This is a genomic window from Flectobacillus rivi (assembly GCF_030056655.1).
In the GTDB taxonomy this organism is placed as follows: Bacteria; Bacteroidota; Bacteroidia; order Cytophagales; family Spirosomataceae; genus Flectobacillus; species Flectobacillus rivi.
On sequence record NZ_JASHIE010000015.1, the window covers coordinates 135,946 to 147,401 of the forward strand.

The following is an 11,456-nucleotide window of genomic DNA, read 5'->3' on the forward strand; positions in this document are numbered from 1 at the left end:
TTTTATATTTCCTTCACATAAAAATGTGTATCTACAACCATGATTGGGAAGCTTGATGGTAAATCTTGTTTGGGGATATAAGTAAAGCCATTTCTTTCATAAAAACGGATAGCAGCTTGTAAACGCTCTATTGTGCCAAGATAAAGATGTTGCATTTGTGCCTCTTGCGCCTTTGTTGTAAGTGTATCAAGCAGTTTTTGTGCAATGCCTAATTCTTTTCCTCTAAATTCCTTCTTCACAAACATTTTACGGATAGCACCAATTGGTCCGCCACAGTCAATGAGGGCAATGGAACCTACTACCTCATCGCCTTGAACAGCCACCCAAAAGTTGCCATTACCATGTTGATAAAAATTGGGTATTTCTAACAAATCGGGTTGGTCTTGGATAGTGATTGGCACCTGAAATTCCACTTGTTGAATAGTCAGAATCAAATTTACAATTTGCTCTGTGTCTTGCGATTGAAAAGTTCTAATTTGAATCATGGGATAGTATAAATGCTGAATTATGAGTTGCGAATTGTGAGTAAAAAATAAGATTGAATCATTTAGCTTTCGGTTATCAGCTATGGGCACTCGGTAAAATGTTTCTTTGGTTTCCTAGAAAAGAAAAGATATTAAACCTTTTATAGAGCATAATACATACAGCATAGTAATATAATTTTACTTAGTACTTCAAAATAAGTAATCACTTACGTAACTATTTACGAAATTAAAAAAATGGATAAATAGTTCAACATTTTTACCTAATTTTTTTGATAAACTTGAATAAAAAAGCGCCGTAGGGGCAAAAGAACACTAACTATCGTGAAGTCTTTCGCACCTACCGCGCTATAAAAGGAATATAAGACAATATTTAATAACTTGTATTTTAGGCAAGGACAAAGGACAACTCATCACTCACAACTCAAAACTCATCACTTAAAACTCTCTCATTCTTTCGATAACTTAAATGAAAAAGAGGTGCCTTTATCGGGTTTAGATGCTACCGTAATTTTGGTTTTATGTGCATTCAAAATATGCTTTACAATAGCCAACCCTAATCCAGAAGAACCATCCGAGCGACTGCGGGCTTTATCGACACGGTAAAAACGTTCGAAAATTCGGCTTAAGTGCTCTGGAGCAATACCTGGTCCATTATCTTTTACCGAAATACGCCAATCTTTCTTTTCATCTTCAAATAATACCAATACTTTTCCGTCTTCATTTCCGTATTTAATCGCATTTTCAACCAAATTGGTAATCACTTGACCAATACGCTGTGCGTCGGCTTTTACCCAAACTTGACTTTCAGGAGATTTTATTTGAAGGGTCACATTTTTGGTTTCTGCCTTACTTTCTAATTGTTCAAAAACTTCTTTCGTAATTTGTTTGACATCTACACGCTCACGATTCATGCGAATATCCCCTGTTTCCATTTGAGAAAGTGTGAGTAAATCTTTTACCAAAATATCGAGCCCATCCAAACTTTTGGCAGCTTTGGTCAAGAACTTCACTCGTACACGCTCGTCGTCCATAGCTCCATCTAATAGCGTATGAACAAAACCTTGTGCTGCAAAAATGGGCGTTTTAAGTTCGTGCGATACGTTGGCTAAAAATTCACGACGATATTTTTCAAGTCTTTTTAACTCATTAACTTCTTGTTCCTTTTTAGAAACATAGACAAACAATTCATCATTCAGTTTTTTGAGTGGATTGGCATTTTTGTAGAGCTTTTTGCGAGAAACCCCAAAATCTTTCATCTTCAAACGATTGATGGTATCATACATCTTGTTGATTTCTTGAAATACCAAGTAATCAAGTGTAAAATAGATTAGCAATCCTGCGATAATAAATGAAGCGATAAAACAGATAAAGAGAATGTTGGCATTGGCCTCGGGCAAAAAAGAGAGAAAAGAAGTCGTAAAAATGGCAATTACTATCGAAAGTAGCGTGGCCAACAACTTGGGATTTAATAACATAACTTCAACTTTAAGGAATAATTCATCAAAGTTTGGGCTTTTTTTCGAAACTCTTGGTGTTTGTTGTGTTAAATCTCAGGATATGCAAGCAAAAACTTTGTACCTTTGCACTTTGAAAGCATAATTATGGAACTGAATCAATTATCTGCCATTTCTCCAGTAGATGGACGCTACCGCAAGCAAGTAGAAAGTCTTGCTCCTTATTTCTCAGAATTCGGACTAATCAAGTACCGTGTCCTTATCGAAATCGAGTATTTTATTGCGCTCTGCGAAATTCCATTGCCACAACTCGAAGGTGTCAGCAAAGACCTTTTTGGTGCCTTGCGTGACATTTATCGTAATTTTTCTGAAGAAGATGCTCTTTGGATCAAAGAAACCGAAAAAGTAACCAACCACGATGTAAAGGCGGTTGAATACTTTATCAAACATAAACTTAGCAATTTTGGTATTGAACAATACCTTGAGTTTATCCACTTTGGTTTGACTTCGCAAGATGTCAACAACACAGCTATTCCACTTTCGTTGAAAGATGCTATGGATGCGGTTGTTTTACCAAAACTTCAAGAGGTTATTGAAAAAATCAAAGCCTTGGGTGAAGAGTGGAAAGATGTAGCTTTGTTGGCACACACTCACGGACAGCCAGCCTCTCCTACTCGCTTAGGCAAAGAGTTTTGGGTATTTGCCGAACGTCTTGAGCGCCAAATGGACTTATTGAAAACGATTCCTTACTCTGCCAAATTTGGTGGGGCAACAGGTAACTTCAATGCTCACAATGTAGCATATCCTGAAACTAGCTGGATTGATTTCGGTAACAACTTCGTAGGTTCTTTGGGTTTGTCTCGTAGCAAATACACTACACAAATCGAGCATTACGATAACTTGGCGGCTTTGATGGACAACCTCAAACGCCTTAATAATATTGTATTAGACCTTGACCGTGATGTTTGGACATACGTATCGATGGGCTATTTCAAGCAAAAAATCAAGGCAGGTGAAGTTGGTTCGTCGGCGATGCCACACAAAGTAAACCCAATTGATTTTGAAAACTCAGAAGGTAACGTAGGTATTGCAAATGCTTTGTATGAGTTTTTGGCAGCAAAATTACCAGTTTCTCGTTTACAGCGTGACCTTACTGACTCTACGGTATTGCGTAATTTGGGTGTGCCAGTAGCACATCAAATTATTGCATTAACAGCATTATTGAGAGGTTTGAACAAATTGGAATTGAACCAAGATGCTATCAATACCGACCTTGAAGATAACTGGGCCGTTGTAGCCGAAGCGATTCAAACGATTTTACGTCGTGAAGGTTATCCACAACCTTATGAGGCATTGAAAGCCTTGACTCGTAAAAACGAGAAAATCACGTCAAAAACGATTGCGAACTTTATCGATTCGCTTGAAATTAGTGATAAAGTGAAATATGAATTAAAACGTATTTCTCCATTCAATTACCTTGGAATCTTGGAGTAAGATATTGGTCTTCAGCTATTGGCAATAAGTTTTCAGCAACAAAAGCTGTTTTTCTAAAGTGCTCAAAAGTAAGATTAAAGCTTTTATTCTACCATTTTTGTATTTTTTTGAAAAACTTTTTTTGAAAAACAAAAATTCGAATTAAGTTTGCAAAAAATAAAAAAATCAGATTTTCTAAAAATGACAACAAATTTCAAAAATACAGCATGGTGGTGGCAACTGACGAAACTCGGTTGAGCAGTACCTTATTGTGTTTTCGGAAAAAATATATCATTCGAAAAGACCTACTGTTCAACCAGTAGGTCTTTTTTTGTGTCCAATTGATTTTGCCAAAAGTTAACCATTGATTCTAACAGGTAGAAAACCTACCACACCCTAACATCATGAAATTTACCGTTCAGACCGTTCAGAAAAAGAAGTTAGCCGACACGATTACTCCAGTGGGGGTATTTCTCAAACTCAGAAACAAGTTTAAGAATACCGTAATTCTAGAAAGTGCTGATTATCATGGCAAAGAGCATGGCTATAGCCATATTGCTTGTGATCCAGTGGCGAGTTTTATCATCGACAACGATGTGGTAACTCAAACTTTCCCCGATGGTACCGTCGAAACATTTACCTTAGCTCGTCGCAAAGATGCTGTACAAGCTTTGTTGAATTTTGCTGAAAGATTTGAATGGAACAGACAACCTGATTATGCGCCAATGGCCAACGGGCTGTTTGGACATATTTCTTATGATGCCGTAGAATATTTTGAGGATATTGAGATTCAAGAAAAGAACGAGAATACCGAAATTCCACAGATTATCTATTATGTATATCGCTATGTAATTGCGATTAATCACTTCAAAGATGAGCTTTCGTTGTATGCCCACGAATACAATGATACAACAGCACCATCTTTAGAATCGCTCGAAATGTTGCTTGATTTGCCTCACTATGCGACAAAATCATTTACGGTAACTGGCGATGAAATTACGAACGTTACCGACGACGAAATGCGTGAGGTAATCAAAATTTGTATTCAGCACTGTTTGCGTGGAGATGTATTCCAAATTGTGCCTTCACGTCGTTTTAGCCGTACTTTTGAAGGTGACGATTTCCAAGTATATCGTGCATTGCGCTCGATAAATCCATCGCCTTATATGTTCTATTTTGATTATGAAAATTACCGTATTTTCGGAGCATCACCTGAAAAACAAATTCAAATCAAAAATGGACTCGCTGAAATTCACCCAATTGCAGGCACATTCCGTCGTACGGGTGACGACGAAAAAGATGCCGAATTGGCTCGTCAGCTCCACGCCGACCCTAAAGAATCTGCCGAACACGTTATGTTAGTTGACTTAGCACGCAATGACTTGTCTCGTAGCTCGGATATTGTTAAAGTTGAAACTTTCAAGGAAGTTCAATTCTTCTCGCATGTAATCCACTTGGTATCTAAAGTCACAGGTCACATGACAGCTGGTACAAACCCATTACAATTGGTAGCAGATACCTTCCCTGCTGGAACGTTATCAGGCGCACCAAAACACAATGCTATGACCATCATCAATCGCCTCGAAACTACCAACCGCCATATCTACGGTGGGGCTATTGGGTACATGGATTTCCAAGGTAATTTTAACCATGCTATTGCTATTCGTACATTCTTGAGCAAAAACAACACACTTTATTACCAAGCAGGAATGGGTGTAGTGGCAAAATCTGTTATCGAAAGCGAAATGCAGGAAGTACACAACAAATTAGCAGCCTTGCGCAAAGCATTGGAAGTAGCCGAACAAATCTAGTATTCAACTGACTTTTAGGTCAAATCGCATAAAAACATGAAAATCTTAGTACTCGACAATTACGACTCTTTTGTATATAATCTTGTATATATTCTCAAAGATTTAGGAAACGACGTGGACGTTTTCAGAAATGATAAAATTGCTTTAGAAGAAGTAAAAAAATATGATAAAATCCTTCTATCTCCAGGACCAGGTATTCCTGAAGAAGCAGGTATTTTACTAGACGTTATCAAAGAATATGCGCCAAACAAAAGTATTTTTGGCGTTTGCCTTGGTCACCAAGCTATTGGCGAAGCTTTTGGAGCTAAGCTTCTCAACATGGGCGATGTACTACATGGGGTAACTACAAAATGTATCATTACTCAGCCCAACGAAGTACTTTTTCAAGGTGTGCCAAAAGAAGTAGACGTATGTCGCTATCATTCATGGACGGTTGTTCCCGAAACAATGCCTGAAGACTTAATTATTACGGCTGTAGATGAAAAAGGTTTTGTGATGGCCGAAGCTCACACCAAATATGATATTCGTGGGGTGCAATTTCACCCAGAGGCATATCTTACTCAGTTTGGAGTCAAAATGGTTGAAAACTGGGTAAAAAGCTAATTACTTTTTATTTCCATAAAATATTCAAGTGTTTTCAACTTAGCGTCTAGAGCAAACATTTCAACTATGAAGTCTTTTTTAAATAAACGTATTGCTGGTAATCAATTAACGCAAGAAGAGGCCTATGCAGCCCTTTCGATTATTGGTAGAGGAGATGCAAATCCTTCTCAAATAGCGGCATTTCTAACAACTTATATGATTCAGGCTATTACGCCAGAAGAATTAGAAGGTTTTAGAGACGCTATGCTTGATTTGGCGGTAACTATCGACCTATCGGCATACGACCCAATGGATTTGTGTGGTACTGGTGGTGATGGTAAAGATACTTTCAATATTTCTACCACAGCTTCATTTATTGTAGCAGGTGCTGGTCAAGCCATTGCCAAACATGGTAATCATGGAGTTTCATCTTCGGTTGGATCTTCAACAGTATTAGAATACTTGGGTGTAAGATTCTCAAATGATGAAGAATATTTACGTCGTAAAATCGAACAAGCAGGTATTTGTTTCTTACATGCACCGCTATTTCATCCAGCCATGAGATTTGTAGGTCCAATTCGTAAAGAGCTTGGCATGAAAACTTTTTTCAATATGCTTGGTCCTATCTTGAATCCTGCAAAAGTGCAGAAACAAATCACAGGAGTATATAATGAAGAGGTGTTGAAACTGTATGGAGCTATTTTTCAGAAAACAGGAAAAAACTTCGGTGTATTATATGGATTAGACGGTTATGACGAAATCTCATTGACTGGAGACTTTGTTTTAATTACACAAAAAGGAATTGAAACCATTTCTCCAAAACAATTAGGCTTCTCAAAATGTAATCCAGAAGAGTTACATGGTGGACATACTGTTGAAGAGTCTGCTAAAATCTTGACCTCGGTACTAAGCAATGAAGGAACCAAAGCACAAACAGAAGTAGTTTTGGCAAATGCCGCTACTGCATTGTATTGTGCAAGTGACAGCCTCAGTTTAGAGGATGCTGTTGCCAAAGCCAAAGAATCATTAGAAAGTGGAAAAGCTTTTGAATCCTTCAAGAAATTTATTGCTTAATGCCCTAAAACCTTTAAGAAATGACAATTTTAGATAAAATAATAGAAAATAAAGCTCGCGAAGTAGCCGAAAGGAAAGCCCTTGTATCAATCGAAGAGCTTACTAAAAAAGGATATTTCGCTAAAACCACGAATTCTCTTAAAACCAGCTTATTGAATCCTGCTTCTACTGGAATCATCGCTGAATTTAAAAGAAAATCTCCTTCAAAAGGTATTATCAATGCTGATGTAACAGTTGAGGAAGTAACTACGGGATATGTCCAAGCTGGAGCAGCTTGCTTGTCAGTTTTGACCGATATGGATTTCTTTGGTGGTTCGGACGAAGATATTTTGGCTGCACGCAAAGCTAACCCTACCATTCCTATTTTACGTAAGGATTTTATCATTGATGAATACCAAATTTTTGAAGCCAAAGCTTTAGGCGCAGATGTCATTTTATTAATTGCAGCCAACCTTACTCCTACTCGTATTTACGAACTAGGGAAAGTCGTAAAAGATTTAGGCATGGAAACCCTCTTGGAGGTTCATGATCAAGAAGAACTTGACCGTAGTCTATGTGAGTATATTGATGTAGTGGGTGTGAATAACCGTAACCTTAAAAACTTTGCGGAACAAAACGTAAACGCCTCGCTGGAATTAGCTGAAAAAATCCCAAGTCATTGCATCAAAATTTCGGAAAGTTGTATTTCTCAACCCGAAACCATCAAGCAATTAAGAGAAGTTGGATACAGAGGTTTTTTGATTGGAGAAACATTTATGAAAACTCCTGCCCCTGCCGAAACCTTAAAAAGCCTAATTGCTCAGATTCAGTAAATTAAATGGCTTTTTAGCACCCTTGTTTCCACAAAAATGTCATGTTTTTTCAGTATTTTTGTTTTTCAAGAACGTCAAATTCCTAACAACTAACGTCAAGATATGAGACTAAAAATATGTGGAATGCGTGATGCCGAAAACATCCGTGAAGTATTAGCCTTACAACCTGACTACATGGGTTTTATTTTTTATCATAAATCAAGCCGATTTGTCGGAACTGAGCTTGATGAAGATTTATTGAAATCCTTTCCTAAGTCAACCAAAAAGGTAGGTGTTTTTGTTAATGCTTCGCAAGCCTATATTTTGGATACGGTCAAAAAATACAGTTTGGATTATGTTCAACTACACGGTGAAGAACTTCCTGATTTTTGTAAAAATTTGAAGTTTAAAGGCGTTAATATTATCAAAGCTTTTTCGGTAGACAGTACTTTCAACTTTGCCAAGCTACATAATTACAAACCTCATTGTGATTTCTTTTTGTTCGATACCAAAGTAGGTGAACAAGTTGGTGGTACAGGACAGGCGTTCGATTGGTCTTTATTGAGTCGTTATGATAACGAAAAACCATTTTTCTTGGCAGGTGGTGTAGGTTTGGCAAATGCTGCTCAAACCTTAGATTTAAAGCAATTACGGATTCATGCAATTGACGTAAACAGTAAGTTTGAACTTGAACCTGGGCTAAAGGATATTGATAAACTAAGTGAATTAATCAAAATCTTAAAACCAGAAGAAGTTGAAATGTAAAAGAGGTGACAAAGCCAAAGACAATCATATCTTAAAATTATTTGTGTCAAATGACTACAGCTCAACAATATAATGTAAACGAAAAAGGATACTACGGCGAATTTGGAGGGGCTTTTATCCCTGAAATGTTGTATCCTAATGTAGAGGAACTCAAAAATAATTATTTGAGTATTATCAATGACCCTGCTTTCAAAGCTGAATTTGACGCTTTATTGAAAGACTATGTAGGTCGTCCAACGCCGTTGTTTTTAGCAGAACGTCTTTCTGAAAAATATAATACTACCATTTACTTAAAGCGTGAAGACTTGTGTCATACAGGCGCACACAAAGTAAATAATACCATCGGGCAAGCTTTATTGGCAAAGCGTTTGGGCAAAAGACGTATCGTAGCCGAAACTGGTGCTGGTCAACATGGTGTTGCAACAGCAACGGTATGTGCCTTGATGGGCTTGGAGTGTATTGTGTACATGGGCGAAATCGATATTGAGCGCCAAGCACCAAACGTAGCACGTATGAAAATGCTTGGAGCTGAAGTTCGTGCAGCTAAAAGTGGTTCAAAAACCCTAAAAGATGCTACTAACGACGCCATGCGCCACTGGATTAATAATCCTGTAGATACTCACTATATCATTGGTTCAGTTGTAGGTCCTCACCCATATCCTGATATGGTAGCACGTTTTCAATCTGTTATTTCAGAAGAAATCAAATGGCAGTTACAAGAAAAAACAGGAAAAACTAATCCTGATTATGTAATTGCTTGTGTAGGTGGTGGGTCTAACGCTGCGGGAGCATTTTATCATTTCTTAGATGATGCTCAAACTCAGCTGGTAGCCGCAGAAGCAGGTGGTCATGGTATTAGTTCAGGTTTTTCGGCAGCTACAACATTTTTGGGTAAACCTGGCGTATTACACGGCAGTCGTAGTATCTTGATGCAAACCGAAGATGGTCAAGTGGTAGAACCTCACTCTATCTCGGCAGGTTTGGATTACCCTGGCATCGGTCCTATGCACGCACATTTATTTGACACTAAGCGTGCGAAATTCTTTGCTATTACTGATGAAGTTGCCTTGAAAGCTGGTTTTCAATTATCAAAACTAGAAGGGATTATTCCTGCGTTGGAATCTGCTCATGCCTTAGCGGCATTGGAAGAATTAGGAGCTAAATCCAACGAAACGGTTGTAATCAACCTTTCTGGTCGTGGCGATAAAGATTTAGCAACTTATATGAAGCATTTGTAGGACTTTGATTTGATTGATATAACAAAAAATCCCTTTGGCTCTCACCAAAGGGATTTTTCTTTATTGCTTCTTTATCAAATCTTACTGACCCAACAAAGTTTCTAGTTCTTTCTTGAACTCTACCAAAAGCGTTTCTTTCATTGAAATTTTACGCTTTTGTGTATTGATTTTGTTGATAACCAATTTGTCATTCATTTGACCAGAGTATTGCGATTCAGAAATAAACGAGTCTAGTTCGTTTTTCTCTTTCTTCGTCATATAATCCATTTGGTTAATCATAATCTTCAACTGCTCGATACGTGGTTTTTCGTGCAAAGCAGGGTGACGGTACGAGATAACACGCAACAAGTAGTTCATTTCGAAAATCTTATCGCAAATGTTACGGAAACGTTCTGCCAAGTTTCTATCCACACTTTTTGCCAAAGTCGAAAGCTCTTTCCATTTTACAAGATATGCTTTTGCTTTTTCTGCTGTTTGTGGAATATTTGGTTGATCTGGGAAGTTACGCTCCAATTCGGTAGTCATGTCCATCATTTGTTGAGCACGAGGATCGATTCTTGGTTTCGATACAATTCCCTTCACATTGTTATAACGCTCGAAGAAGAAATCAGAAGAACGCTTGAATTGCTTCCAAAGCATAGATTGCTTTTTAGGCGGTACTTGAGAGATGGTTTTCCATTCACGTTGTAAATCTTTTACTTTTTGGAAACCAGCATCTACATCTTGTTCGTAACGCAATGCACGAGCACTATCAACGATACGTTGCAATTGAGCCAACTTCTCGTCGATGATACGGTTTTTCTCAGCATAGTATTCACGACGACGAACGAAGAAATTGTCAACGATACCATTAAATTCAGTTTCAATGCCATCTTGCAATGCTTTATCAACAGGACCAGTCTTCAGCCATTTGGTTTTGATTTCCATAATGACATCAGTCGCTCTAGCCCAGTCATCAATAGCACCAGCTTGATTAGCTTCCTCAATCAAAGCTCTCTTTATTTCAAGATTTTTGATTTGATTGTTTAGAATTAGCTCACGCAACTGCAATTCTAACTCATCCAACTTGTGAAGTAGAGGTACGAAATTACCCAAACCATCAAACTCTACGAGGTTTTTACGTAGTTGGAGTAATTTAGTTAGGTAAGAGCCTTTGTTTTGAGCTTCATCTACTTGAGAGAAAAGCAAATTCACTTTGTTTTCTGCGATAGCAAAGCGATTAACAAAATACTGAAGAGCTTCTTCTTCGGTGTTACGAACAACACCAATCAGGCGGTCTGGGTATTCCAAATATCCTTTTAAATAGACCTTACCATCTTTACAATAGCCATACTCGGCAGGGTTTTTTACTGTATTTTCCATTGGTTTACGTTGCGTGGTTAGAGTTTTTGGCAATGCTCATAGCTCTAACGGGATTCATGGTTTAGGTTAAATATTAGCTTTTTTGATTTTGAGTACTTCATTTATTTTATCTAACTGAATAAATAATTTAATAAAATGAATGAAAAATCTAGTTAATAACCTATTTGAATTAATAAGACAAATTTATTGATTGTTGGTGGATTTTTATCGGTTATTAGTTTGATATTTTTTTTGCAATATACTGAATTTCAATAAAAAATATAATTATACATATCGATTATCCATTATTCGGACAAAATTTAACATTAACATGCTAAAATCGCTATGAATTACCAATGGAAATAAAAACTAAGCCTTATACACTGAATCCCCACTCTGCTTTTAGTATCTTTGACAAATTTATTTCTTAGTTTTTTTAATT

At 37.3% G+C, this 11,456-nt stretch carries 10 protein-coding genes; 7 read left to right on the forward strand and 3 right to left on the reverse strand.

Features of this window, described 5'->3' with window-relative positions; genetic code table 11:
• Positions 1-2: 2 nt before the first annotated feature.
• On the reverse strand, positions 3-485 hold the full coding sequence (locus QM481_RS19990; RefSeq protein WP_283383044.1) for a GNAT family N-acetyltransferase: 483 nt from the start codon (positions 483-485) through the stop codon (positions 3-5).
• Between the two features lie 446 nt (positions 486-931).
• Positions 932-1,960, reverse strand: coding sequence for a sensor histidine kinase (locus tag QM481_RS19995; RefSeq protein ID WP_283383045.1), 1,029 nt, complete (start codon positions 1,958-1,960; stop codon positions 932-934).
• Between the two features lie 126 nt (positions 1,961-2,086).
• On the opposite strand from QM481_RS19995, the gene purB reads away from it, so the two are divergent.
• The 7 genes from purB (at position 2,087) to trpB (ending at position 9,673) form a co-directional block, all read left to right on the forward strand.
• Entirely contained in the window at positions 2,087-3,433 is a 1,347-nt protein-coding gene (purB, locus tag QM481_RS20000) for an adenylosuccinate lyase (RefSeq protein WP_166552349.1), read from the forward strand.
• 383 nt (positions 3,434-3,816) lie between these two features.
• A complete protein-coding gene (locus tag QM481_RS20005) occupies positions 3,817-5,223 on the forward strand; it encodes an anthranilate synthase component I family protein (RefSeq protein ID WP_283383046.1) in 1,407 nt (468 codons plus the stop codon).
• A gap of 36 nt (positions 5,224-5,259) precedes the next feature.
• Positions 5,260-5,826 carry an anthranilate synthase component II gene (locus tag QM481_RS20010; RefSeq protein ID WP_283383047.1) on the forward strand — a complete coding sequence of 189 codons (567 nt, stop codon included), beginning with the start codon at positions 5,260-5,262 and terminating at the stop codon, positions 5,824-5,826.
• Positions 5,827-5,892: 66 nt separating this feature from the next.
• Positions 5,893-6,879 (forward strand): anthranilate phosphoribosyltransferase, encoded by a 987-nt coding sequence (trpD, locus tag QM481_RS20015; protein WP_166552347.1) that lies wholly within the window; start codon positions 5,893-5,895, stop codon positions 6,877-6,879.
• Between the two features lie 20 nt (positions 6,880-6,899).
• Positions 6,900-7,691, forward strand: coding sequence for an indole-3-glycerol phosphate synthase TrpC (gene trpC / locus QM481_RS20020; RefSeq protein WP_283383048.1), 792 nt, complete (start codon positions 6,900-6,902; stop codon positions 7,689-7,691).
• A 102-nt stretch (positions 7,692-7,793) separates the two neighbouring features.
• Positions 7,794-8,435, forward strand: coding sequence for a phosphoribosylanthranilate isomerase (locus tag QM481_RS20025; protein ID WP_166552345.1), 642 nt, complete (start codon positions 7,794-7,796; stop codon positions 8,433-8,435).
• A 50-nt stretch (positions 8,436-8,485) separates the two neighbouring features.
• Positions 8,486-9,673, forward strand: a complete 1,188-nt coding sequence (trpB, locus tag QM481_RS20030) for a tryptophan synthase subunit beta (RefSeq protein WP_283383049.1) — start codon at positions 8,486-8,488, stop codon at positions 9,671-9,673.
• A gap of 81 nt (positions 9,674-9,754) precedes the next feature.
• Here trpB and QM481_RS20035 read toward each other — a convergent pair whose 3' ends face one another.
• Entirely contained in the window at positions 9,755-11,035 is a 1,281-nt protein-coding gene (locus QM481_RS20035; protein ID WP_166552343.1) for a DUF349 domain-containing protein, read from the reverse strand.
• Positions 11,036-11,456: the final 421 nt, after the last annotated feature.